19 protein-coding genes, 1 tRNA gene and 3 pseudogenes are annotated in these 25772 nt (G+C 54.8%); 14 read left to right on the forward strand and 9 right to left on the reverse strand.

What is annotated here, in order from left to right; translation table 11 throughout:
• Positions 1 to 79 precede the first annotated feature (79 nt).
• The 3 genes from JCM25354_RS09840 to JCM25354_RS09850 are packed head-to-tail and all read left to right on the forward strand — an operon-like array spanning position 80 to position 4267.
• Positions 80 to 1672, forward strand: a complete 1593-nt coding sequence (locus JCM25354_RS09840) for an MFS transporter (protein WP_025885890.1) — start codon at positions 80 to 82, stop codon at positions 1670 to 1672.
• A gap of 13 nt (positions 1673 to 1685) precedes the next feature.
• Positions 1686 to 2762: an HlyD family secretion protein gene (locus tag JCM25354_RS09845; protein ID WP_025885891.1), complete on the forward strand. Its 1077-nt coding sequence runs from the start codon at positions 1686 to 1688 to the stop codon at positions 2760 to 2762.
• 5 nt (positions 2763 to 2767) lie between these two features.
• Positions 2768 to 4267: an efflux transporter outer membrane subunit gene (locus tag JCM25354_RS09850; RefSeq protein WP_025885892.1), complete on the forward strand. Its 1500-nt coding sequence runs from the start codon at positions 2768 to 2770 to the stop codon at positions 4265 to 4267.
• Positions 4268 to 4318: 51 nt separating this feature from the next.
• Here JCM25354_RS09850 and JCM25354_RS09855 read toward each other — a convergent pair whose 3' ends face one another.
• Entirely contained in the window at positions 4319 to 5470 is a 1152-nt protein-coding gene (locus JCM25354_RS09855; protein ID WP_243444014.1) for a hypothetical protein, read from the reverse strand.
• A 124-nt stretch (positions 5471 to 5594) separates the two neighbouring features.
• Positions 5595 to 6437 carry a Rossmann-fold NAD(P)-binding domain-containing protein gene (locus JCM25354_RS09860; protein ID WP_025885894.1) on the reverse strand — a complete coding sequence of 281 codons (843 nt, stop codon included), beginning with the start codon at positions 6435 to 6437 and terminating at the stop codon, positions 5595 to 5597.
• 53 nt (positions 6438 to 6490) lie between these two features.
• Here JCM25354_RS09860 and JCM25354_RS20180 point away from each other — a divergent pair, with 53 nt between their 5' ends.
• Positions 6491 to 7258 (forward strand): tetratricopeptide repeat protein, encoded by a 768-nt coding sequence (locus JCM25354_RS20180; protein ID WP_051537339.1) that lies wholly within the window; start codon positions 6491 to 6493, stop codon positions 7256 to 7258.
• 17 nt (positions 7259 to 7275) lie between these two features.
• Here the strand turns inward: JCM25354_RS20180 and rbsK are convergent, their stop codons facing one another.
• Complete coding sequence (gene rbsK / locus JCM25354_RS09870; RefSeq protein WP_025885896.1) at positions 7276 to 8241, reverse strand: ribokinase; 966 nt, start codon at positions 8239 to 8241, stop codon at positions 7276 to 7278.
• A gap of 70 nt (positions 8242 to 8311) precedes the next feature.
• Between rbsK and JCM25354_RS18075 the strand changes: the two are divergent.
• From JCM25354_RS18075 to JCM25354_RS20185, 4 genes and pseudogenes are all read left to right on the forward strand, one after another.
• Positions 8312 to 9222, forward strand: a pseudogene (locus JCM25354_RS18075) (glycosyltransferase family 9 protein).
• 39 nt (positions 9223 to 9261) lie between these two features.
• A pseudogene (thrS, locus tag JCM25354_RS18080) lies at positions 9262 to 11210 on the forward strand (threonine--tRNA ligase).
• Positions 11211 to 11389: 179 nt separating this feature from the next.
• Positions 11390 to 11911: a translation initiation factor IF-3 gene (infC, locus tag JCM25354_RS09885; protein WP_025885897.1), complete on the forward strand. Its 522-nt coding sequence runs from the start codon at positions 11390 to 11392 to the stop codon at positions 11909 to 11911.
• A gap of 768 nt (positions 11912 to 12679) precedes the next feature.
• The gene (locus tag JCM25354_RS20185) at positions 12680 to 15091 is read left to right on the forward strand and encodes a beta strand repeat-containing protein (RefSeq protein ID WP_025885898.1); all 2412 of its coding nucleotides are present in this window, start codon (positions 12680 to 12682) and stop codon (positions 15089 to 15091) included.
• 260 nt (positions 15092 to 15351) lie between these two features.
• Here JCM25354_RS20185 and JCM25354_RS09895 read toward each other — a convergent pair whose 3' ends face one another.
• The 5 genes from JCM25354_RS09895 to JCM25354_RS09915 all read right to left on the reverse strand — a co-directional run bounded on the left by JCM25354_RS09895 (position 15352) and on the right by JCM25354_RS09915 (position 17851).
• A complete protein-coding gene (locus JCM25354_RS09895; protein ID WP_025885899.1) occupies positions 15352 to 15717 on the reverse strand; it encodes a DUF488 domain-containing protein in 366 nt (121 codons plus the stop codon).
• A 296-nt stretch (positions 15718 to 16013) separates the two neighbouring features.
• Positions 16014 to 16104, reverse strand: a tRNA-Ser gene (locus tag JCM25354_RS09900).
• Between the two features lie 17 nt (positions 16105 to 16121).
• Positions 16122 to 16766, reverse strand: coding sequence for a phosphoribosylanthranilate isomerase (locus tag JCM25354_RS09905; RefSeq protein ID WP_025885900.1), 645 nt, complete (start codon positions 16764 to 16766; stop codon positions 16122 to 16124).
• Complete coding sequence (gene pyrF / locus JCM25354_RS09910; protein ID WP_025885901.1) at positions 16763 to 17467, reverse strand: orotidine-5'-phosphate decarboxylase; 705 nt, start codon at positions 17465 to 17467, stop codon at positions 16763 to 16765. The genes JCM25354_RS09905 and pyrF overlap by 4 nt, the downstream gene beginning before the upstream one ends.
• A 42-nt stretch (positions 17468 to 17509) precedes the next feature.
• Positions 17510 to 17851 (reverse strand): LapA family protein, encoded by a 342-nt coding sequence (locus JCM25354_RS09915; RefSeq protein ID WP_025885902.1) that lies wholly within the window; start codon positions 17849 to 17851, stop codon positions 17510 to 17512.
• A gap of 175 nt (positions 17852 to 18026) precedes the next feature.
• On the opposite strand from JCM25354_RS09915, the gene JCM25354_RS09920 reads away from it, so the two are divergent.
• From JCM25354_RS09920 to JCM25354_RS09945, 6 genes and pseudogenes are all read left to right on the forward strand, one after another.
• Positions 18027 to 18317 carry a hypothetical protein gene (locus tag JCM25354_RS09920; RefSeq protein ID WP_025885903.1) on the forward strand — a complete coding sequence of 97 codons (291 nt, stop codon included), beginning with the start codon at positions 18027 to 18029 and terminating at the stop codon, positions 18315 to 18317.
• Positions 18318 to 18471: 154 nt separating this feature from the next.
• Positions 18472 to 18972, forward strand: coding sequence for a protein-export chaperone SecB (locus JCM25354_RS18090; protein ID WP_035447400.1), 501 nt, complete (start codon positions 18472 to 18474; stop codon positions 18970 to 18972).
• A gap of 18 nt (positions 18973 to 18990) precedes the next feature.
• Positions 18991 to 21978: a glycosyltransferase gene (locus JCM25354_RS09930; protein WP_025885904.1), complete on the forward strand. Its 2988-nt coding sequence runs from the start codon at positions 18991 to 18993 to the stop codon at positions 21976 to 21978.
• Positions 21971 to 23360 (forward strand): annotated as a pseudogene (locus tag JCM25354_RS18095) (M20/M25/M40 family metallo-hydrolase). The gene JCM25354_RS09930 and the pseudogene JCM25354_RS18095 overlap by 8 nt, the downstream one beginning before the upstream one ends.
• A gap of 32 nt (positions 23361 to 23392) precedes the next feature.
• Entirely contained in the window at positions 23393 to 24376 is a 984-nt protein-coding gene (gene pdxA, locus JCM25354_RS09940) for a 4-hydroxythreonine-4-phosphate dehydrogenase PdxA (protein WP_025885905.1), read from the forward strand.
• Positions 24373 to 25104, forward strand: a complete 732-nt coding sequence (locus JCM25354_RS09945) for a pyridoxine 5'-phosphate synthase (RefSeq protein ID WP_025885906.1) — start codon at positions 24373 to 24375, stop codon at positions 25102 to 25104. Before pdxA ends, JCM25354_RS09945 begins: the two co-directional genes overlap by 4 nt.
• Here JCM25354_RS09945 and JCM25354_RS09950 read toward each other — a convergent pair.
• Entirely contained in the window at positions 25085 to 25675 is a 591-nt protein-coding gene (locus tag JCM25354_RS09950) for a hypothetical protein (RefSeq protein ID WP_025885907.1), read from the reverse strand. The genes JCM25354_RS09945 and JCM25354_RS09950 overlap by 20 nt on opposite strands.
• Positions 25676 to 25772: the final 97 nt, after the last annotated feature.

Below are 25772 nucleotides of genomic sequence, written 5' to 3' on the forward strand. Positions count from 1 at the left end.
GGAAGGGTTTTTTACCCTGATTGCGGGTTATTGAGGTCGGAGGGCGAGGATAGAGACGGTGCCGAAAGGATGCCTTCGCATGAATCCACCCATGGCGACCGCTGCAAGCGTTCCGCTCTCTCCTGCCGCCATTCCTCCCTTCGGGCTTCGGACTGTTATCGGATGTCTGGGCATGTTGCTGGCCGTGCATGTCGCCGGATTCAACGAACATGTCACTGAACTCGGTCTTTCCGACCTGCGTGGGGCCATGCATCTGGGCCATGATGAAGGAACATGGTTCATCTCGGTTTACGAGGCCTTCAATATTGCGGCGATGGCGTTCACGCCATGGTTCTACATGACGTTCTCAATCTATCGTTTTGCTCTGTTCATGACGACCACGATGGCGCTGCTCTCCCTGCCATTGCCGTTCATGACCGATATGGTGCCGATCGTCATCCTTCGTGCCATGCAGGGGCTGAGTGCAGGCTGTCTGCCACCTATCCTCATGACAGTCATGCTCAAATATCTACCCCCACCGCTCAAGGTATTCGGCATAGGTGGCTACGCCATGAGCGCGACTTTCGGCCCCAATCTGGGCATGCCCTTTGAGGCGCTTCTGTTCGAGCATTTTGGCTGGCACTGGCTTTACTGGGAGGTATTGCCGCTTGCTTTGATCGCCTTGGTCATGATTGCGTATGGTCTGCCGCAGGACCCGATTCAGCTTTCCCGCTTTCGCGGCTTCAACTGGCGAGGTTTTCTGGTGGGTGTCCCCTCCATTCTGTGTGTTGTGACAGTTCTTTATCAGGGGGACAGGCTCGACTGGTTCAGGTCGCCCCTGATCACGCATCTGACTTTCTGGGGTGGTGCATTTTTTGTGGGGTTTCTGATTCACGAATGGCACCACCACAGCCCGTTCTTCCGCCTGCAATACTGGAAGAGCCGCGATATCACGATGTCCCTGCTGGCGCTTGTGGCCGTCCTGATTATCTGTGCCCTGATGAATGAGGTCACAACGACCTTTCTGGAGGAAATCAAAGGATATCGTCCGGTCCAGGCTGCACCTGTCGCTTTGACCGTGGCGCTTCCCCAGCTTGTCGTGCTGCCTCTGGTCGCCGCTCTGTGCAACATGCGTCGCGTTGACTGCCGATGGGTACTGGGTATCGGCATGATTCTGCTCGGCCTGTCTGCCTGGCTTGGTCTCTGGCTGACGTCGGAATGGGTACGCGACAATTTCTATATTATCCAGGCGCTGCAGATTTTCGGTCAACCCATGGTGATTATTCCCGTGTTGATGCTGGCGACCTTGTCGCTTGGACCAAGTGATGGTCCCTTCATTTCGGGGATGGTCAATATGCTCAAGGGCATGGCCAACGCGCTTGCTTTCGCCCTGTTTTCGATCCTGTTGCGTCGTCGCGAACATTATCATTCGACCATGCTGCTTGATCATCCCGGCATGATCCACCGATCTCATGGGATGGCTGCGGCTGCCAGCCTGCATGAAACCCTGTCGGCACAGGCTACGGTGCTGGCTCTGGTCGATGTTCTGGTCGTTGTGATTGTGATCTGTGCTGTTTTCGTGGTGCTGACGGCCATTCTGCCCGGACGTGTCTATCCCCCTGGGAAAGAACCTCGTGGTCCTGCGCCCTCCCCAGTCTTGCAACCCGCCTCTGCACCTGCCGCAGTATTTTAACGGAATCACCATCATGGCTTACAAGAAACCGCTTCTGTTTGCGGGATGCACCGTGCTTGTTCTGACTGGTCTTGCCTGGAGTGCGGATCGGTTTTTCGTCGGAGACGGTCGTCATCAGACCACCAACGATGCCTATATCACTGCGGACTTTACGCGTGTGGCGCCCAAAGTCGCTGGGCGCATTGACCGGGTACCCGTTGCAGATAACCAGCGAGTAAGTGCGGGAGAGATTATCGCTCATATAGAGGATGATGATTATCGTACCGCGCTGGAAGCCGCACGGGGGAAGATACGCGCTGCCGAAGCTGATATTGCCAATCTGAAGGCGGCTCAGCAGCGTCAGGCAGCTATGATCGAAGCCGCTCTTTCCACCGTTGAAGCGGATGAGGCGGCCTTGCAGTTCGCACGGCAGAATGCGGTCCGTTATCGCGCCCTGTCAGCTGGAGGGGCAAGCACGATCGAACAGCAGCAGGCCGCCGATGATCGTCAGCGAGAAGCTATTGCCCGGCTGGCGCGGGACAAGGCCTCTGTCAATGCCGATCGGGCTCAGCTTGCCGTACTCGTTGCGGAGAGCGAGAGGGCAGAAGGTGTTCTGATACAGACAAGGAGTCTTGCCCGTCAGGCGGAGCTTGATCTGTCCTATTGCACCATTCTGGCGCCGGTTGACGGGGTGATTGGTGCGCGTGACGTGCGTGTAGGAATGTATGTTCACCCCGGAACCGAACTTCTGGCGGTTGTGCCTGTGCGTCAGGCTTATGTTATTGCCAATTTCCAGGAAACGCAGCTGACTCGCGTGCAGACTGGCCAGAAGGCCGAGGTCCAGGTCGATAGCTTTCCCGGTCAGGTTCTTCATGCCCATGTCGATAGCGTTGCGCCAGCGACGAATGTCGCTTTTGCGGTCATTCAACCTGATAACGCGACCGGCAATTTTACCAAGGTGGTGCAGCGCGTGCCAGTCAAGCTGGTCTTCGATGCAGGGCAGCCTCTGGCGCGGCGTGTGCGTGTCGGTATGTCGGTTGAAGCCATGATCGATACCGGTTCGCATCCAGGTGGTACTCATGCCACTGATGCGCGCTTTGTGTGGGAGTGATGGGCATGATCCCTCTATTCCGTACAGCAGGACTGGTCTTTGTTGCGTTTCTGGGCGGGTGTTCAGTCGGGCCGGATTACCAGAAACGCGATCCGGTCGCGGCAGAGCACTGGCATGAAAGTAGTACGCCCCAGAAAAGCCACCCGGACGAGACCGCACCGGTCGAGGCGCAATGGTGGAAACTCTATCAGGATCCCGTCCTGACTGCGCTCGAACAGGATGTACTGACCGCCAATCTGGATCTCAAGGCTGCAGCTCTTCATTTTGAACAGAGTCGTGCCGAACGCAGGATTGCGGCTGCGGCCCGTATGCCCCATGCGGAGGGCGCAGCTTCCTACGCCCGCGAGCGTGCCAGCACGAATGGTATTCTGAGCCTGCTGGGCACAGAGGCCGATCTTGACCCGGCCCGGATTGCCGATGGCACTCAGGGTTTCGGGCCTGCGGCGGGGGCGGGACCGAAGGGAAACCCTGCATTCAACTTGCCGCAATACGGATTGAGCGCTTCATGGGAGGTCGATCTGTGGGGGCATGTGCGCAGACAGGTTGAGGCGGCAACGGCGTCGATGAAAGCGATGCGGGAAATGCAGCGGGATACGCTGGTTTCGCTCATGGCTGAAACAGCACAGGATTATATTGCCCTGCGTAACGTTCAGGCGCAGGCCGAGATTACCCGGCAGAGTCTCGATATCGCGCATCATAGCGTGGATCTGACGCTTCTGCGTGTGACCCAGGGTACAGCGACGAAACTCGATCTCGCTTATGCGCGTGGGCAGCTGCATGGTTTTGAGGCCCGTCTGCCGCAACTGCACCGTGAGGAGGTACATCTTCTCAATGCTCTTGCTTTCCTGATGGCGCGTGAACCGGGCGCGCTGTCGCAGCGTCTTGCAGGCAAGGGTGGTATTCCGCCTTTGCCTGCATCGATCCCGGTCGGGCTGCCCTCGCAGCTTGCTGAGAGGCGCCCCGACATACGTGCGGCTCAGGAACGTCTGCATGCGGCTACGGCCACGATCGGAGTGGCAATGGCCGACTTCTTTCCACGTATCACGCTCTCGGGCAGTCTTGACGTGCAGGCGCTCCAGTTCAGTGGTCTCGGATCATGGGCGTCGCGCCAGTACGGTTTCGGGCCGACCATGACCATTCCGCTCTTTGAGGGGGGGAAACTGGCCGGACAGCTGGCATTGCGTCGTCTGCAGCAGAAAGAGGCGGCTATTGCACTCCAGCGGACGGTTCTTCATGCCTGGGAAGAGGTTGATGATGCGATGGCGGATCTCGGCACTGCCCAGGAGCGTCATGATCGTCTTGCAGAGGCCGTGACCGAAAACGAAACAGCCGTGAAAGTGGCGCAGCTTCAATATGCACAAGGGGCCGGCGATTTTCTCAACGTATTGACGACGCAGAATGGCCTGCTCGACAGTCGCAGCGCGCTCTCCAATGCCAGGGCCGAAGTATCGGCCTCGATGGCGCGGCTCTATCGTGCGCTGGGCGGCGGCTGGACCCAGCTCTGAACGCACAGATGAAGCGATGGAGGCTGCGTTTCCGTAGCGCCTTGACCCTGATCAGCCAGCCGGAATGGTGATGACGGCTCCGGGGGAGTGACTTGTTGCAGCAAGGGCTGCGAGAATCTGCATCATGGTAAAGCTGAGCTTGCTGCGGAAATCGTCATCGTTGATCCAGTACCAGCGATTTCGGTAACGCACGGAATCGTAGCTGTGCTCGGGTGCCGATTTGCCGGAATGGATGACAACATCGGGACGCGTTTCGATTCCAACCGGGCTGATCGTGGCCAGAGTCCGCCCTGCTTTCACGTCGTCTTCAGGTACTTCCATTTCATACGCGATCTGGGAAAGCATGGCGAACATGGAGCGTGTCAGAATGGCGATCTGTCCCGGCGTCTTGGGATAGGGGCCATAAACAATCTCGGCTTCTTCGGCATGGGCGTCGAGATGCAGAAGGCGGCGCACTTCCATTTGTATGGTTGTCAGGGCTGGATCAGATGTGGCTGTGAGAACCAGATAGGCATGTTCGGGCTGCGTGCCGGAGGGTTTGTTGGCCGAGCCTGATGGGGGTTGATCACCTGTGGGTTTGGGGGCATCGGTCGAGATACGGATTGTCATGGCGCCTGCGATCTGCAGCTGGCGCAGATCGTGCAGTAGCAGATAGAAACGTACCGAGCCTCCGCCAGTCGGACCGGCACCAAGCGCACGTACATTCGACAGACCGTCGATGGACTGTGCGGTCAGACGTAGCAGTGTATCGATGGGTAGCCCGCCCAGACTGAGCGGCATGATGACCACAGGTGAAATCGGCCGAATGACATTTTCGGCGTATTGCTGGCCGGTTTCGGGCTGATAGGTGAAGGTCGGGCTTTCCTGCAGGGTAGCTGTACTGCCTCCAAAGAGATAGCTGCCCACACCTGAGGGAAAGGCGTTGAATCCGCCATTGACCGAGCGGTTGAACTGGTAACCCGCAATGACCTGTGTGGTATCAAGAAATGTCGGCGGGTCGGCATAGCGGATGCGGATGATGTTGAGCAGCATTGCATGTTTTTCTGCTTCGCCAAGGGCGCGGGAATAATCAAGCTGATCATGGGAAAGTCGCGTCGGTCCGATGGTAATGCAGCCCGAAACCATAAAGGGCAGAAGCATTACAATCAGCGCGCGCAGCGGCAATCCATGAAGGGGCGAGCGGAAAAGCTGTGGAATAATCATGGGCCCCCGAGACTTGACATAACCTTTCAAGCCTTAGCGTATCCGGGATCAGGGCGACCAGCCCGGAAGGAGTGTTTCTTCACGCAGGAGCAATGAAAATCCTGTCTCTTCGTTTTCCGGATCGTCAGACAGTTTCGTTTTCAAAAATTGCGGTCAGCCCTTCCCGATAGCTTGGATAGAGCCAGTTCCTTCCCAGGCACTGCCTTGTCAGGCGACTTTCTACCACGCGTCGTTCAGACCAGAAGCTGCGGGCCATCGGGCTCAGCCCTTCCCATGCGTCTTCAAGGGAAAGACGGGGAGGAAGAGGCATCCCGCTGATACGCGCAGCCTCCTCTAATACGGCAGATTGAGGGCTGGGTGTGTCATCAACAAAATTCAGAATGCGGCAGGTCCCAGCCGTGTCGATAGCGGTCAATGTCGCACCGGCGATATCATCGCGATGAATACGGCTGAAGAGATGATCGGGAGCATCGATCAGACGGGCTTTGCCAGAGCGCAACGTATCAAAGGCCGAGCGGCCGGGACCATAAATTCCGCCTAGACGCATGATGTCACAGGCGATGTTGCGGGAACGGGCGAGGGCTTGCCAGTCCTGCTCGGCCTTGACTCTGGCCTGGCTGCGTGTCTGGGCAGGGGCTACTGGAGTGGTCTCGTCTACAGCCCTTCCCTGCCGGTCGCCGTAAACACCGGTAGTCGAATAATAGCCTATCCAGGTGAGCCGGGGTGCAACGGTGAGAATGGTCTCGTAACGGAGGAGAGCCGGATCACCGGTTTCACCGGGTGGAACGCTTACGAGAACATGGGTCGCCTCGCGTAGTTCAGTTTCAACCGAGTCGAAAGGCCTTAGTCCGGAACCCGTTGCGGGAGTGCGTTGTGTGCCGGTGACCTGCCAGTCTCTGGCTCGCGCCAGAGACGCGACAGCACTGGCTGAATAGCCCTGTCCCAGAATGACGAGGTGAGGTGGCATGAAAGCTCCATTCCCGCTTGACCGCTGAGGCGCTGAGGCGCCAATCACAACGTATGAAACATGCTTTTGGTGCGCTGGCGATAGGAAGCGGCTTGTGGATGGGTGTGGCGTCTGCCCACACACAGGCACAGACACTCGCCGGTTGTATTGCGTCTTTGTCTGACGCGCCTGATCTTGTGCAGGAAACAGCGCAGGACTGGCTACGTCATGGCGGCGGTCGTGATGCCCGTGACTGTCTGGCCCAGGCTGATCTCGCGCTTGGTGCGTATCGGGAAGCGGCACTGGAGTATCAGACCCTGTCGGGTGGACCGACCCATTCACAAAAAGACAGTCCGTTTACAGAGCAGGAAGCTGGTGCCTGGTTGCTGGCAGGTGACGGCAAGGCAGCAGAACAGGCCGCCAGACTGGCTCTGAAGCATGATCCTGCACGGCTTGGTCTGCGTCTTCTTCTGGCGCGTAGTCTGTCAATGCAGAGTGATTTCGCAGGTAGCATCGTGGCGCTTGGCAGCCTTGATGAGTCAGGTCCCTCAGGGGGAAATTCCGATCCGTTCCTCGTGCGGGCCCTGATATCACGGGCGACGGCCTATCGTCAGCTTGGCCAGAATGCGAAAGGTCTGGCCGATGTGAACCGGGCGCTTGCGCTCGAAAGTGATAATGTCGAGGCGCTTCTTGAACGCGGTATCCTTGAGACGCGGCTCGCTCATTATGCCGAGGCAAGGCATGACTGGGACAGGGTCATTGCCCTGTCGCCCGATGGTCATGCGGCCTATCTTGCCCGTCAGGATGAGGCAGTACTGGACTCCGATCCGGACCAGGACTGAAGCCGGGATGTTTCTGGTCAGTTTCTGTCGATTATGGTGCCTGTCTCGACGAGCGTGACAACATCCTGCCAGTCGGGAGCCGATTCAGCAGCGCCAAGACGTGTGGTAGCCAAGGCCCCGCTTGCTGCGGCATAGCGAACGGCTTCAGCGAAAGGCTTGCCGAGTGTAAGTGCGGTTGTCAGCCCGCCATTGAAGCAATCACCTGCGGCCACTGTATCGATGGCCTTGACCGTGTACGGTGGTACGAACCCTTCTTCTGTACCGCTACGGTAATAGACGCCACGTGCTCCCATTTTTACGAGGGCATGGGTTGCTCCAAGCTGATGCAGTTTCAGGGCCGCCTGAGCTGCCTCCTTTTCCGTTTCGGGATAGATACCAGTCAGGAGTCGGGTTTCGGTTTCATTGGGGGTCACCACATCCAGGGCCTGCCAGAGCGCCTGGGGCAGGCCGTCTCCGGGAGCGGGAGCTGGGTCGAGAACCACCAGTGTGCCCGCGCGGCGCGCTTCCTCCGCTACGGCGATGGTGATGGCCATCGGGATTTCGAGTTGCAGAAGCAGGGCTGAGGCTGAGTGGATAAGCGGACGATGGGCCTCCACATCGCTCAGATCGAGTGCCATATTGGCGCCGCCTGCCACGGTGATGATGTTTTCTGCCTTAGCATCGACCGTGATCAGCGCCACACCTGTCGGATGGGCGGGATCTTCTTTCAGCGCAGAGAGATCGACTCCGAAAGGGGTCAGCAGGGAACGTGCCAGCGTGCCAAACTGGTCGGCACCTGTTCGGCCGGCCATGAAAACCTTCAGGCCACAGCCCTGACCCAGACGTGCGGCAGCGGCGGCCTGGTTTGCTCCCTTGCCGCCCAGACCGGTGGCATAGCTTGCGGCGTGAACCGTCTCGCCCGGATGAGGAATGCGCTCGGCACGGGCCGTAATATCAATGTTGACGCTGCCAAAAGAGAGAATATGAGGAGGCCTGTCGGACATGGCTGCTTTCCGGACTTGCAAAGAAACACCCGGCGTATCACCGCAGCGCGGTCTCGGCTAGGATCAACCCATGCGTCGAATTCTTGTGATCAAGCTTGGTGCTCTGGGTGATTTCATTCAGGCTTTCGGCCCATTCGCCGCCATAAGGCTCATTGGCCCGGGGCTGAAATTACGCTGCTCACCACTGCACCGTTCAAGGATCTGGCACAGGCCAGCCCCTATTTCGATCATGTACAGATTGATAAGCGTCCGCGCTGGAGCAATCTGAGGGGTGTTCTTGCGCTCAGGAAACAGCTGCTTGGTTATGATCTGGTGATTGATCTGCAGACTTCAGGACGCAGTACAGGGTACTTTCATCTTGCCGGGCAGAAATGCTGGAGCGGTATCGCAAGAAATGGTCTGTATCGTCACGATAATCCTTATCGCGACGCCATGCATAGTATCGCTCGACAACGCGATCAGCTTGCACGTCTTGGCGTGCCTGAGTCTGGGATTCTTGATCTTGACTGGCTGAAAAAGACGAAGCTGGAAATTGACGGTCCTTACGCCGTTCTGGTGCCTGGTGCCGCTCCGCATCGTCCGGCCAAACGCTGGCCTGTCCGGCATTATGCTGAGCTCGGCCGATATTTGCGAGCACAGGGACTGACTATTGTGGTGGCGGGCACAAAGGTAGAACAGCCTCTTGCTGCCGAGATCGTGATGCAGGTACCCGATGCGCTCGATCTGACAGGGAAAACCGATCTTCTGGCACTGGGTGGCGTGTTCGCACGTGCGGCCCTTGCCGTGGGGAATGATACGGGGCCTATGCATCTTGCCGCCCTGACCGGATGTCCGTCTCTGGTGTTGTTTTCTGCCGAAAGTAACCCCAGGCTGACGGCCCCCAACGGGGTAAGACCTGGGCAGATACGTATTCTGGCGGTCAACGATCTGCGTCATCTCGATGTTTCCAGGGTTGCGGCCTGCCTGAACTGGGGCCATTAGAACAGCTCGATTCATTTCTTACGCCAGGAGCGCAAGTCCATGCCTGCCATTACCCTGCCCGATGGTTCCGTTCGCACGTTCGACGGTGCCACGACTGGCACGGCAGTCGCGGCTTCGATCGGGCCCGGTCTGGCGCGTGCTGCTGTTGCGATGAGCCTTGATGCAAGCTGGTCGATCTCTCGACCGCAATTGCCGAAGATGCCTCTATCCGCTTCATCACGCGCAAGGACGATATCGTTCTCGAGATGATCCGCCATGATACTGCGCATGTGTTGGCTGAGGCTGTTCAGGCGCTCTGGCCGGGTACGCAGGTAACGATCGGGCCGTCAATCAAAGATGGTTTCTATTACGATTTCTTCCGCAATCAGCCATTCACGCCTGAGGATTTCGAGGCGATTGAAGGCAAGATGCGCGAGATCATCGCAGCCAATGCGCCATTTGAGCGTGAGGAATGGGACCGTGAGGCGGCCATTGCGTTCTTTGAAGAGAAGGGCGAGCGTTTCAAGGCTGAATTGATTCGCGACCTGCCCGAGAGCGAGACGATTTCGATCTATCGTCAGGGCGCCTGGCTTGATCTGTGCCGTGGCCCGCATATGCGTGGTACGGGTGATATCGGCACGGCGTTCAAGCTGATGAAGGTGGCAGGCGCCTATTGGCGCGGCGACCACCGCAACCCCATGTTGACACGTATCTACGGCACGGCTTGGCGCGACCAGAAAGAGCTTGATGCCTATCTGCATCAGCTTGAGGAAGCCGAAAAGCGCGATCATCGCCGTATCGGGCGTGAAATGGATCTTTTCCACATTCAGGAAGAGGCGGTGGGTCAGATCTTCTGGCACGCCAAGGGCTGGCGTCTTTACACGGTGCTGCAGGACTACATGCGCCGTATCCAGACCCGTCATGGCTATCAGGAAGTACGGACACCGCAGCTCGTGGATCGTGCCCTCTGGGAAGCCTCAGGCCACTGGGACAAATATCGTGAGCATATGTTCATCGCAACCGTTGAGGACGAGGACAAGACTCTCGCTCTCAAGCCGATGAACTGCCCGTGTCACGTGCAGATCTTCCGCCACGGGTTGCGCTCCTATCGCGAATTGCCGCTGCGTATGGCCGAGTTTGGCGCCTGCCATCGCTACGAACCCTCAGGTGCGTTGCATGGCATCATGCGCGTACGCGGCTTCACGCAGGATGATGCGCATGTATTCTGCACTGAAGAGCAGATTGCGAGCGAGACGGCGTCTTTCGTTGCCATGCTTGATGAGGTCTATCGCGATCTGGGTTTCGAGAATTTTCGTGTGAAATTCTCTGACCGGCCTGAAGCGCGTGCCGGTGACGATGCGACCTGGGACAAGGCTGAGACAGCGCTCAAGGAGGCCTGCGGTCTGGCAGGTGTTTCATTCGAGACCAATCCGGGTGAAGGTGCTTTCTACGGGCCGAAGCTCGAATTTGTCCTGACGGATGCGATCGGTCGTGACTGGCAGTGCGGCACACTTCAGGTAGATTATATTCTGCCCGAGCGTCTTGATGCCTCCTATATCGGTGAAGACAGCGCCCGGCATCGTCCGGTCATGCTGCATCGCGCCATTCTGGGGAGCTTCGAGCGCTTCATCGGTATTCTGATCGAGCAGTTTGCGGGCAAGTTCCCGCTTTGGCTGGCTCCGACGCAGGTGGTTGTTGCCAGCATCGTGACGGATGCCGAGCCTTATGCGCAGGAAGTGGCTAAGAAGCTGCGCCGGGCAGGACTTCAGGTTGACGTTGATGGCCGCAACGAAAAGATCAATGCCAAGATACGAGAGCATTCAGTAGCCCGTGTTCCGGTTATTCTGGTGGTGGGGCGTCGTGAGGCAGAAGAAGGCAAGGTTGCCTTGCGCCGTCTCGGTGGTGTCGCTCAGGAAGTGCTGCCACTCGATGAGGCAGTAGCAAGGTTGACAAATGAGGCGACGCCGCCAGATATGCAGCGTCATTTGAACCGGGACGTAATGTCCTGACAGTAAATCTTGCAATTCCGGTGTTTCGAGCCTATGTCGGTGCACCGGACCTCACGCTAATAGGACGTTAATAATTTCACGTGAAGGTGATGAAATTTTCGTTCGTTTGGCGCGTAATGAAGTCCGACCGCAAGTTTGTTTGAAAACGTCGACAGGAGACGACCATAGCTAGACCACCGATGCAGGCCGCACCTACCCGTGAAGGGCCCCGAGTCAACGAGGAAATACGTGTTCCTCAGGTGCGACTGATTGACGCCGACGGCGAAATGGCCGGTGTCATGACAACGCGCGATGCTCTTGCGCGCGCTTATTCGGTCGGGCTCGACCTTCTGGAGATCAGCCCGACAGCTGAGCCGCCGGTCGTCAAGATCCTCGACTACGGCAAGTTCAAATACGAACAACAGAAAAAGAAGAACGAAGCGCGCAAGAAACAGAAGGTCATCGAGATCAAGGAAGTCAAGGTGCGCCCCAGCACCAATGAAAATGACTACCAGGTTAAGCTGCGAGCAATGAATTCATTCCTTGCCGAAGGCGACAAGGTAAAGGTGTCGTTGCGCTTCAAGGGCCGAGAGATGGCCCATCAGGAGCTTGGTATCAAGATGCTGGAGCGTATCCGGGTTGAGATGGAAGAGAAAGCCAAGGTTGAGCAAATGCCCAAGCTTGAAAACCGTCAGATGATTATGGTGCTGGCGCCTCGCTGACCGACGTTGTAGCCTGATCACTGCAGAAAACCCGGCTTTGCCGGGTTTTTTTTGAGCTCAAGGCCGGACGAGGTGATGGTCCCAAGCCATGGAATCAGGATATCGAAATTAGGAGTGGCCTTATCCTCGATAGGCAGGAGCCCTGTGTATTCTGAGGTAAGCTATTCTCATAACAGATCACGCGTTGTCTGTTCGTTGAACCTCCTGACTATTCGTCATCATCCATCACAACCAGAAAAAGGAATAAATGGCGGTGAGGCGAACTGGGAGATTGTGGCAAAAATGTAGCAGGCAAAGTTACCTATCGGATCGGTTAAGGCGGATTTGTAGAGCTTAAAAAAATTCAAGAAATAAAAATATTTTAGAAACTACAGACTGTTAACTTTTCGTTATATAGAAATTTTTAAATCTTAGAATTAATATAATGAATAATAACGGTATAAGTTTTTGATACAAAAACTTTTTGCAAGAAATAACAATATAGACATCAATTTTTGACATAAATTAACACAAAATATTATATATATGGCGGATTAACCATAGATTTCTCTTTGACTGTTCTATGCCTTATAAAATTAATTCTTTAGAGAAAGAGACATCGACGAAATGCCTCTAAAAATTACGCTTGTTTTCATTATTATAATGAAATGTAAATCATGATCACAGTTAGGTGATAATTTAATTACCAAATTAAGTGATTTTAAAGGCGCAAATAGCAAACTAGCGGCAGTTCGGCGCGTGTATGTCACACAGATGATGGAAAGTTAGATGACGATGAGTAATAACGACCAGCAGGATTTGATCGACATCTACACGGATCCAAGTGTGGATGGCCCTAACTTTCCCATGAATACACAACAGGTTGTTGATGGTCACATCGTCTATAATGATGAATCCTCGCAGATTGACGGTGGAAGTTCTTCTGACTGGGCCATTATTCAGTGGAATGCTGCATCAGCATTTGATCCGAAGGCTGGTCTTAACAGTCAAGTCTGGGACAACAATTTTGGTTATTCGGTTGCGCACTGGACGCAGGGCTCGGCAACATCAAGTGCTGGTAAAACGAGCTATAACGTTTTTCGTGACCCGGATAACGGGCATTATATTTATCAGCTGGCAGCGCAAGGAGGAAGGCTGCTCGATGTGCAGCTTTCCGCGATAAAAGAAATTGACGGGAACTATTCCTTCAATCATCAGCTGACAGCTTCTTTTATTCAGGGAATCAGCGATTACAAGGGGACGACAGGTACTTATCAGGCCGGAATAAATTTTACAGTCAATTTCCACAGTGCAACGATGAGTTTTGGTCTGTTTTTGCAATTCGAGACTGTCGACTATACTGGTACTCCTGAGCCGTATGCATATATATCCTCATCTCTTGGTGGATCGATCTACAATGTAACCGGATCTCAGGTTGCTTATATTGATCCGACTAAGGCGTCGAATAATGGTGTGATGTATCAGACTACCATTGATCTCAATCAGGGTTTGATGGCGGCTATCAAAAGGATAGAATATGCGCACCCAGAACTTGCTAGTGAGATAGAGAACTTAAATAACTGGTATTTGAGCGGTGTATACATTGGTGTCGAGACGATAGGAACCGGCTCTTCTTCAGACGTAACAGGCAACTACAATGTAGAAGATCCAACGATTTCCTACGATACAACAAAGACAGTGTCATATAGCAATGCTTCGACGACTGCTCCAATTGTGAGTATGTCAGCTGAAAATAGCTCGACAAATGTAGTAAACGATAATAAATCAGAGGTAACAATGCCTAATCTTATCGTCAAAGGTGTCAATAACACAGTTTACATTCCATATACTTCAACAGATACTGCTGGGGTGATGGCTAAGAGCTATGCTTCAAGCCTTCAGTCTCTTGTCACAGCTGGTACGCTTGATAACTCCATCCTGTCTCCGGGTGGAAATAACTTTGTTTCCTCCCAGAAAGCGTCACAAGCTATTATCGATGCTGCGGGTACTTACGGAGTTTCCGGTAACTATTCTAATATTGTAATAGCTTCGACTAGCAGCAACACATTGGCTGGTGCTGTCACTCTGGATACAACCCAGAATTCTGCCAATTATCTCAATATCATTGCTACAGACCAATATGGTTCCAATATCAAGGTCGGAAACGGATCTGGCAGTTTTGCAGCAACCCAGGGCAACAATGTTTTCAATGCCTCTGGTGCTACAGGCAACTGGAATATTGCAACAAGCTCGGGCAACGATACTATTTATGGTGCGAGCGGTACAAATACCATTACGGGTGGTACCGGTAACAATCTCATCTATCTCGGTGGCTCGAATAACTTTGTTACGTCACTTGGCAAGGATACGATTTACGGGGCTGCCGGTGCGATCGATACGGTTTCCATTCAGGGGGGAAGTTCAACAGCGTATCTGAAAACAAACGCTGCAGTCATGGATTTTTCGACGGGAAATAATATCACGGTTGGTGATAACAGCAGCGTTTACGGCGGTACTTCTTCTGTCGTTAATGTCAGCTCGGGTTCTGCTACGGTCACAGGTACGCAAGGAGACACCATATCAGCGGCTGGTAACCTGCAGGTCGTGCATGGCAGCAATCAGAATATCAGCGTCTCCGGCTCCCTCAGTTTCATTTCAGGCACCGGCAAGACCGCAATCTCGGCGGGTAGTGGTACGATTTACGGTGCTGACGGCCTAACGGCCACGTTGAGTTCTTCTTCACGGCTTCTTTTCACAGCCAATCAGCCTTACACTACGGGAAACCAGAATATTGATGGACGTGCAGTGGCTGGTGGGCTTTCTGCCTGGACCGGAGCTGGCCAGCAAACCATCATTGGCGGTACGGCATCCGATATATTCTATCTGGGAACGGCCTTTACAGGGACGTCAACCACGGATGTGGCAGCGACTGTGACGGGCGGATCTGGTGCAGGAAATCTCTTCGGTCTGCTTGCCAATCATACAGCGGGTAGCTTTACAATTACGGATTTCAGGGCTGCTGCTGATAACAAGTTTTTCCTCTATAACTACAAGCCTACAGATGCTTCGGGCGTTGCTCAGAGTATTCTCAATACAGCTACAGTATCCGGAGGCAATACCTCGGTTATGATTGACGGTTCGGCTAAAGTTACATTCCTGGGAGTTACCGATCTCAAGGTGTCTGACTTCTCGATCAGCTGAATGTATCAGCCAGAGGAATGTGTGAAGATCGGGCAGCCCTCTGTTGCGCGTAACTAATTACTCAGAATTTACCTGCTTTCATTTGCTGTTGACAGGCTTGCAAGGAACATTTGAGGGTTGATGTTCTCTGCAAGCGCTGTTGGCTAAAGCAGAAGCCTGATTTTTGTTTAATTCAAAAAAAAGATTGCGAATTGCAGAAGTTGTCTCTGTCTGCAGGGACTCTCACATGTAAAGCGGCTTATGCTCATAATTGTCCTGTGTCAGTAAATAGATGCTGTTTCGCTATTGAGAAAATCACGCAGGATCAGTGCATGATTGTGGATCTCATCATGGGCTGCATAGAGAAGTGTTATTTTCTGCGAGCGGGCAAGGCTAAGCAGGATATTCAATTCGTCACTACCTGAGCGTAACTCCGCTACATACTTCTCCCGAAACAGAATCCATTTGCCGGAATCATGGTCGAACCACTTGCGCAGATCCGTGCTGGGTGCGACATCTTTCAGCCATATGGATGCTTTCAGATCTGCTTTTCGTATTCCTCTTGGCCATAGGCGATCTACCAGTATTCTGGTGCCGTCATTGGCATCGGGTGTCTCATAAGCGCGTTTTAGCAAGATTTCGGGCATTATTTTCTGTATTTCTACCCCTGTATCTTTATTTCATAGACAATCTGATAATACAATATAGTTTTTTTGCGCTCTTGTTTTTCAGACAGCTTTTGATCACGAATTCTGTTTGTCTTTTCGCCCGCATATCACAAACGAGTTGTTTCAATTTATCTGTGAGAAGGTGCGATGATTGATAAAGACAGGCTCGTCAAGGTTGAAAAATCAATACACACACTTCTCCAGAACACGCCTGTTCTGGGAGGCTATGAATGACAAGCCTGGAATCGGCGTAGATTTTTTCTCTTGAAGGGGGGTGGCGGAGAGAGTGGGATTCGAACCCACGGTACGCTATTAACGTACACACGCTTTCCAAGCGTGCGCCTTAAGCCGCTCGGCCATCTCTCCAGCGCGGGCGGAACATATCAGGTTCTGTCAGGCGCGCAAGTGCCTCTGGCATTTTTGATAAAATTTCGAATCAGATCAGGGGATTTGTGGCCTGTCTGTATTTCAACGCCGGAGGAAACATCGACGGCAGGGGCGCCGCTGGCAGAGAGTGCAAGGGCAATATTCTGGGGGGTGAGGCCACCCGCCAGCATCCAGGGTGCCGGTGCCTGCCAGTCAAGCAGGAGAGCCCAGTCCAGTTTTGCGCCATTGCCGCCAGGGCGTGAGGCGCTGCCGGGAGGGCGTGGCTCGATGACAAAGCCATCGAAGCGGTGATCGGTGGGGAGGTCATCGCGGCTCTCTACGGCACATGAAAGCCAGACAGGCAGATTGAATCGTTTCCTGATGGCAAGTGCACGCTCAGGTGCGTCATATAGCTGGAGTATGTCGAGCTTTACCGTTGCAAGTGTTTCCGCAATCTGCTCGTCACTGGCCTCGACGAACAAGCCGACTGTTTGGGGGAGTGTACCCTGATGCGCTGAGAGCAATGAGGCGGCGATCTGAGGTGTTATGTAGCGTGGTGATCGGGCAAAGAAAACAAAGCCGACCCAGTCTGCTCCTGCTTCGCAGGCGGCCCGAAGGCTTTTGGCTTCAGTGAGGCCGCAAATCTTGACACCAGTTCTCATGCAGAGGCGAGTTCGCTCTGGATTGCGGCAGCTACTGCGGCCGGATCATTAGCCTGGGTAATAGGGCGCCCAACAACAATCCAGTCGGCACCAGCCTGCGCCGCCTGACGTGGTGTCATGATACGTTTCTGATCATCGGTGCTGGAACCTGCGGGTCGTATGCCTGGCACGACCAGAACCGGAGCTTCACCCAGAGCATCACGAAGCGGACTGATTTCTTCTGCCGAGCAGACCAGTCCGTCAGCGCCGGCCGTCATGGCTAGTTTTCCAAGACGTATCACCTGTTCTCGTGGTGTATTGTGGATCCCGGTTTCACGAAGTGCTGGTTCATCGAGGCTTGTCAGTACGGTCACTGCAAGGAGGACGGGTCGATGTAGCGGGGGGTAAGCAGCATCGATCGCCTGTCTTGCCGCACGGATCATGGCTGAGCCCCCGCTGGCATGAATCGTAAGAAGCGATGCCCCGATGGGAGCGAGGCTGGTCAGTCCTTTGGCAACCGTATTCGGGATATCGTGCAGCTTGAGATCAAGAAACAGCGTGCGCTTGCCAGCTACATCACGAACGGCAGAAAGACCTTGGGCGTAAGTGAATTCCATGCCCAGTTTGATGGCATCGACTACATTATCAAGTTTTTCCGCCCAGTCGCGCGCCTGGTCGAGATCCTGTGTATCGAGGGCGGCGATCAGACGTGTGCGTTTCATGTCTACTACATACTCAGTGGGGGTGACGTTAAGAAGGGATAATCAGGAAATGACCGGCGCAGTGGCAGGATTTTCATGAGGGGGGCGGCTGGTTTCGTTCGCAAGGGTCAGGCGATCAAGGCGCTGATGCAGATCGAGCACCTGACTTTCGAGGGCGCGAACCTGTTGCTCGGCTTTTCGCGCACGTGAGCGTTGTTTGAATTCACCGATAAGCATGACGAAGCCCCCAAGCAGAAAGCTCGCAGCACCTACGCCCATAACCAGCATGCCCACAGAAAACTGCCAGCCGTAGGAAACGATCCAGAGCGACTGGGGATCAGGGTTGCTCAAAGCAAAAGTGATAAGAATGACAAGAAAAACGACGATAACGAGTAAGCGCACCATCGGAAAGACCTCACTTCAACGGGTTATCGGCGCAAGAATTTCTGGCCGGAGACTGATCGCATCGCCTTACCCCGGGTTCCGACAGGCAGCAAGGTTTGTTGCTTTTTCTTGACGCTGGGTCGCGGAACGTGATCCGCTCACCATCATTGCAGAGCCCACGATCAGGGAGGTTCTCGTGACCCAGCTTCTGACGTTCAGAGTGCCCTTGCCCAAAGCCGACCGCCTCTGGGCGGTCGTTGCCTGGCAAGGGCGACGTAGTCGCATTGCCAATGTTCATGCCAGCCATGATGCAGCTGAAGCTGACTGCGTCTGGCGCAGTCAGCAGGTATATGAATATCGCCAGTTCCTGATGGCCGAGCAAAAGGCACCTTTGCGTTACGAATTGCGTCAGATTGCACGTGTTGACCTGCCCAAGAGCTGGTCGCCTCTGCCGGCACTGGGTTTTTTGCGCGGTCAGGGTTTCTGAACAGCCGATGACAGTCCCGTGTTAAATGATTAGTCTGCTCGCGTTTCTGTCGTGATGTCTGGTCTTGTCTGGCAAGTCATGACACAAGCATTGAGTATGAATGCTTCCAGCTGGCAAGCATTTTGATGAAGAAAAAACGAGGGATCCAGACGCCATGTCAGAACAGGAAAGCACGGATACGAGCAACCGTACAGGACGAGTAGCACTGGAAACATTACTCGTTTCCGGAACACAATATCTGAAATCCTCCAGTATTGCCTCGATCGGTGCGCCTGAGGTCTTCTACAGCCTTCCTCCCCGCCCTCATGTCGGATTGCGTATCGATGTGAATGCTCGCCAGCTTGGTGATGATCTGCCAAATTTTGAGGTCAGCCTTATGATTCAAGGCGTGGGCTACCGTACGTCTCCCACGCCTGAAACACCCGAGCCTGAGACACTTTACAATATCGAGCTGATCTATTCGGGGCTTTTTGCCTTGCAGAACGCGAAGCAGGACATGATAGAAACACTCCTGCTGGTTGAAGCTCCACGCCAGCTTTTTCCGTCCGCCCGGCATCTGCTTCTGAATCTGATCCGCGAAGCCGGCTTCCCGGTCGCCAATATCCAGCCGGTTGATTTCAATGCTCTCCTGCAAAGCAGACGGGCGCAGTCCTGACTGTACCGGACCGTTAAGATGACCCTGATATCAGAGATGCCGCGCGCCCTCGGGCCAGGTGAAGCGCGTGATACCCACACACCACTCTGGGCTGTCTTTGACCCGGAATGGTATCGTACCCATTACGGACAGGCTGTCAGTGACATGACGGGTAGTTTACTCGACGATTGCAGTCTGTATGAGTTCTGGTTGCACGAAGGTGCGCGTCACGCCCACTCTCCCAACCGTTATTTTGACGAGATGTGGTATCGTCGCTCCTTTGTTGATGTCGAAAACGGCATAAGAATGGGAGTTTTTGATTCCGGGTTTCAGCATTATTGCGAGACAGGGTATCGAGGGCGTTCCTGCCACTGGCTCTTCTCTGAGGTCGGTTATTTTTCTTTCAACCCTGATCTCACGCCGGCCCTGTTGCGGGAAATGGGTTACAGCAATGGATATGATCACTATCTGGCCGAGGGGCAGCGCGAGCACCGTGTCAGTACGCCTTTTTTCATGCCGGATATTGTCCGTGCCGGACTGTTCCGGGAGCGCCTGGATTTTGATCCGGCACAAGGCGAGTTCGCACGGCTGATTCTGTCACAGGATCTCAACAGACTGCAATGTTCCTGGTATTTCGACCCGGTCTGGTATCTGTCACAGTATGAAGACGTAGCCGTACAGATCGAGAGAGGGGAGTATTTCTCACCCCTCCATCATTACATGTCCAATGACAGACCGACGCATTACTGTCCTAATGCCGCTTTTGATGAGCAATATTATCTCGATTATTACCCCGATGTGACCGAGCGTGTGCGTGCCCGTCTTCTGCGCAACGGATACGATCACTTCATTCAGTATGGATTGTTCGAGGGGCGTAATCCTGCTGATGGCATTACCCTGCCACGTTATGATCTTGAGGGGCGTATGCCCGGCTGGATTGACTTTTCGAATAACGCTTTTGTTGATCTGGCAAAAAACGGGTCATTACCTGCCATGGCCCCTTCACCGGAAGTCCCTGCGCCGCGTCAGCTTGCCTATCTCCATGCCTTGCGTGCTGAATCTCTCATACCCTTGCTGGCTCGTACGCCACTCGATTTCCGTTATGTCGGCAAACCGGCGGTGAGTGTTATCATTTCCTCCTCGACCAGTTTTCCGGAACTCATGCAGACTCTGGCCTCTCTGCATGAGAGCCATCGCGGTGACATGCAGGTTGTTCTGCTCGATGCAGGTGTGAAGGACGAGACACTGGAGATCGGGCGTTACGCCTATGGTATTGAGCCTGTCGCTGTAACATCGACGGATATGCAGGCAGGGTGGCAGCGTGCTGTTCCTCGTCTTTCCGCTGATCATGTACTGCTGATCGAATCAGGCTGCCATCTGTTTTACGGTGCGCTTGATGCAGCCTTGTCGCGTCTGGATCAGGACGGGGTAATTGCGGTAGCACCCCAGAGGCTCGGCCTGGATTTGCATGTGGCAGAGGCGGGACTTTCCGTCGCACGTGACGGCAGCTGTTCGGCTTACGGCACAGGCAAGGAAGCCTTTGCTTCAGAGGTTGATTTTGTTCGACCTTGCGACTCGATTGGTGGCGGGGCGTTCCTGTGTCATGTTGAGATGCTTCGGTCTTTGCCTCAGGACAGGCCTGAACTGGAGACATTGCGTGTCCGGGAATATGTCTGGGCAGCACTGGGATTAAGCCTGAGACAGATCCACCCCTCTGGTTGTATTATCTACGATCCTGCTTTCGTTCTGCGTCTGCCGAAAAACGAGATGGCGTCTGACGCTGCCCGCTCCAGAGAGGCACGCGTTCTGCGTCGATATTTCGCGGAGCTTTTGCGTGGTAATCTGCCTCAGGCACCGCAGAATTCCGACATACTTCACCGTTCACCGCGCTGGGGCGCTCGCCTGCTGCTTCTGACGCGGGATGGTACTTCTGATCAGATATCGCACAGGCTTCGCCTCAGGGCACTGAGCGAAAACTTCATCGAACTGGGGCTGCAGGTCACGCTCTTTGTTCTGACCAATACAGCAACGGCTCGGACATGCCTGCGGCAGGATTTGCCGGAGAGAGTGGAATTTCGATGTGGTTCGGTTGATGCTCTCGGGCAACTGATCGAACAACGTGCGCGCGGATTCGATCAGATCTGGGTCTGTGGTGGCCTCGTTCTCAATGACGTTTTTCCACTTCTGAACGACAAGGCGGGTCTTGTGCCCGAAGAACGTGTGACGCTCGATCTGCGCGCGATCGAAGCATTCGAATATGAGAGTGACCGGCACACGCCAGGCCGGTACATTGCAGCTGACGATCCTGTTCTCGAGAAACAGCTTCTCGACACAGAAGTGATGCATGCCTGGTTTTGTCAGAATGTTGTGGTCCAGAATGTCCATCAGGAGAGCCTCCTGCGTGAAGCGGGACTGACAGGTGTGACCATTCTGGGTGAGGATCCTTTTGTGTCTGGCGATCCCATGCAGAAAAGCAGAGGTTTTGCCGACAGACATAATCTCCTGTTTGCTGCGCAGCCTGCTACTGTTCCGGGCTATACGCAGAAATTTCTGAAATGGTTTGTGCGCGAAGTGCTTGTGCGTCTCGAGGACCGGTTGTCCGGCTCGGTCAGGCTTGTGCTGGCAAATGAAACCTTCCAGTCGCTCGAACTCTCCATGATTACTCATTACCATCAGGTTGCGCCGCTGACCCTCGGAAGTGCGGCTTTTACCGATCTGGCCTCTACCTGTCGTGTTCTGATTGCGCCTGATGAACCCACCGGGCAGATCGCGCTTCAGCGTCTCCAGGCCGCATCATGCGGTCTTCCCTGTGTCGGGGAGGGGAGTGCGATCACAGTTCCTCTTGAGGTGTCGCCTGATCCGGCCCAGTTTGCAGAGGCGATCGTCACTCTCTATCAGGATGAGGAGACATGGCGTCGTGCTTCCGAGACGGCATCAAGTCAGGCCACTGAGATGCGAGCTGTCTATCAGAGAACTTTGGCCCGTCTCGTTGGACAGGACGCGGTAAAGGAAGATACAGGTGACTGAGAGCACGAAAACAGTACTGGCACGGGTCGATCAGGATCTTGACGAAGTCTTGAACGTCTTTTCGCCCTCCTGCGTATTCCCAGCATTTCGGCGCAGCCTGGACATGCCGAAGATTGCCGCAAGGCTGCCGAGTGGTTGTGTAAAGAACTGGCTGCACTCGGTTTTGTTGCAAGTCTTCGCGAGACACCGGGTCACCCGATGGTTGTCGGTCATGATGAGGATGCGTCAGACGGACTGCATGTACTGTTTTATGGTCATTATGACGTACAGCCGACCGATCCGCTGTCACTCTGGAAAAGCGATCCATTCGAGCCTTCGATCGCCACTGAACCGGACGGACGCAGGATTATTGTTGCCCGTGGCGCCTCCGATGATAAAGGCCAGCTGCTGACCTTCATCGAGGCCTGTCGTGCTTGGAAAGCCGTTCATGGTACTTTGCCGGTCAGGGTCTCGATCCTGATCGAGGGTGAAGAAGAGAGCGGTGGCGCCAATCTGATGCCTTTCCTCAAGGCCAATGCGTCGGAACTCAAGGCCGATGTTGCTCTGATCTGCGATACAGGTATGCCTGATCGCAAGACCCCTGCCATTACCACAAGCCTGCGTGGACTGGTGGGGGAAGAAGTCGAGATTGTCTGTGCCACGCATGATCTGCATTCCGGCATGTTTGGCAATGCCGCCCGTAATCCCATAGAGCTGCTTTGCAAGGCGCTTGGAGCGTACGCGATGAGGCCGGACGTGTAACACTGCCCGGATTCTACGATAATATCGTCGTGCCTTCAGATACTGTACGGGCGCAGTGGCGCGCCATTTTTCCGGATGATTCGGTAACGCTGGCACCTGTCGGTTTGTCCCAGCCCGCCGGTGAGGCCGGGTTCACCGCAATCGAACAGATCTGGGCAAGACCGAGCTACGAGATCAACGGCATCTCCGGCGGTTATGAAGGCGACGGCTTCAAGACTGTCCTTCCCGCAAAGGCAATGGCCAAGGTTTCGTTTCGTCTTGTCCCCGGACAGGACCCGGAGGCAGTCCGGGCTGCTTTCCGCGCGCATATCCGTTCGGTTCTGCCTTCGGATGCAACGTTGCACTTTACCGAACACGGGGCATCGACCGGATTTGCCGTACCGGAAGGAGGCAGATTGCTTGGGACCGCCCTTGAGGCGCTGGGTGCGGAATGGGGTGTGTCTGCTGTCGCAATTGGCTGCGGTGGATCAATTCCGGTTGTGGCCGAAGTGAAGGAGGCGCTGGACATGGACTCGCTTCTGGTCGGATTTGCACAGGATGACGACCGTATCCATTCTCCCAACGAGCAATATGGTGTGGAGTCTTTTCACAAGGGTATCCGGTCTTGGGTGCGCATACTGGACGCGTTTTCCCGCCCGTAAGATCTGTTTCAGAGAACCTGGGAGGCGTCATGCTGCCTGCATTGACTATGGGCGATCCTGCCGGGATTGGTCCTGAACTGACGGTTCTGGCCTGGAAAGCCCTGCGCGAGCAGGGTGACGCTTTCCTGTGGGTGGGGGATCCAGCCCTGCTGGTACCGCATGTGCCGGTGCGGGTGGTACAGAATGCAGCAGAGGCACAAGCTGTATTTGGTCAGGCGTTGCCTGTTGTGCCTGTTGCTTTACCGGTTTCGGTGGTGCCGGGACAGTCGGACGGGAAACTGGCGGGAGCGATTGTTGAATCGATCGCGACGGCAACGCGTCTGGCGCTTGCCGGATCCGTGTCGGCTGTCGTGACCAACCCCATCAGCAAGATTGTTCTCAAAGAGGCCGGTTTCGGTTTTCCCGGTCATACGGAGTTTCTGGCATCACTCTGTGCTGTGCCGGGCGAGGAAATCATGATGCTTGCCTCGCCAAGACTGCGTGTGGTGCCAGTCACGGTGCATGTCAGTCTGCGAGAGGCGCTCGGGATGCTCTCAACAGAGCGGATCGTTCAGGTGGGCCGCACACTTGCCCGGGCTTTGCGACGCGACTTCGGCTTGGACTCACCTCGCATTGCCGTAGCCGGATTAAATCCCCATGCGGGGGAGGGTGGCGTGATGGGGCTGGAAGAACGCGATATTATCCAGCCTGCGATCGATCGCCTCCGTGAAGAGGGGATCGAGGCGACGGGTCCTTACCCGCCTGATACCCTGTTCACGGATCTGGCGCGACCACTCTACGATGCGGCCTTGTGCATGTATCATGACCAGGCCCTGATTCCGCTGAAGACACTGGATATGGCGACGGGGGTGAATGTGACGCTTGGTCTGCCTATTATTCGTACCTCTCCCGATCATGGCACGGCTTTTTCGATTGCGGGCAAAGGTGTGGCCGACCCGGCTAGCCTGCTTGCCGCATTGCGTATGGCGTGTGAGCTTGGCGAACAACGCCTTAAGAACAAGGGAAACACGCCATGATCAGACTGGGTGTGAATATCGATCATGTTGCCACCGTCCGTAATGCCCGCGGTGGTATTCATCCCGACCCCGTTGCTGCGGCGCTTCTCGCAGCGCGTCACGGTGCTGATGGCATTACGGCCCATCTGCGCGAAGATCGGCGTCATATTCGCGATGAGGATATGAAGCGTCTGCGTCAGGAGCTCAGTGTACCACTGAATTTCGAGATGGCCGCAACCGATGAAATGGTAACGATGGCCTGCGCGTTACGACCTCATGCCTGTTGTCTGGTTCCGGAACGGCGCGAGGAGGTGACAACCGAAGGAGGACTGGATGTGCTTGGGCAGCAGGCAGATCTGCGGGAGAAGGTTGCACGGCTGAAAGAGGCCGGCATTCGTGTTTCTCTGTTTGTGGATCCTGAGCCTGCCCAGATCGAGGCTTCCGCCCGTATCGGGGGGCAGGTAGTTGAGTTGCATACCGGTGCCTATGCCCATGATCCGGACGAAAAGGAACTGGCTCGTCTCCATGCTGCAGCGCGTGCGACGGAAGTGTTCGGGCTAGAGCTTCATGCGGGTCATGGTCTGACCTACACCAATGTAGGGCGAGTGGCCGGGTTACCGGGACTCCGTGAACTCAATATTGGCCATTTTCTGATTGGTGAGGCAATTTTTCTGGGTCTGCCGGTAGCGATTTCCCGTATGAAACAGGAAATCGCAACGGGTGCCCTGTTTAAGGCCTTTGGACAATGACCGGTTTGGTCTGGTCTGTGTAATTGGGGACTGTCTCGCCCGATTGCTTGTTGTAGGTAGCCGTTGTGCTCTGATTGGGCCCACGGGGTGAATGGAAGGCTGACACAGGGCCGAAAGGTCCGCCGCTGACCTTGTGCATGCTGGCTTCGGGCTGGCGTGCGCAACCTCGGGTTATAATAGAACAGATACCATCAGATCCGATGATCTCGTCGTCGTCACCGGCATAATGTACTTCCGATACCCGGTCATGATCGAGCCGGATAATGGCCTTGCAGGTTGTTCCTGCGCCACCCAGTGTCACCTGCGTCATGTTCAGGAGCTGTTGAACGGGAATGATTGTCGAGTCACTTGCCGTCGGCAAATTCATGGTCGCAGTATACTGATAGATCTGCGTTGTATCGTTCAGAACCTTTGTGGTGTTCGGAACGCCTGCACAGGCCTGCAGATCGTTCGATGTCATACCGATCATCGCGAGCTGAGCCCTGTGCGCTTCTCGAGAGTCAAAATAGCCGCAGCCGGAGAGGCTCAGAAGCGCTATTGCGCCCTGAGCGATACGCAGGGTGGGAACCAAAGATTTTCCTCGACATGAATGTTGTCACGGATTCGTGATTTTGAATTATGACAAAAACTGTCTGAGACGAAAGAAGTTCTTTGTGTCAGTTGTAAAA

The sequence above is a fragment of the Asaia prunellae JCM 25354 genome (assembly GCF_000613885.1).
In the GTDB taxonomy this organism is placed as follows: Bacteria; Pseudomonadota; Alphaproteobacteria; order Acetobacterales; family Acetobacteraceae; genus Asaia; species Asaia prunellae.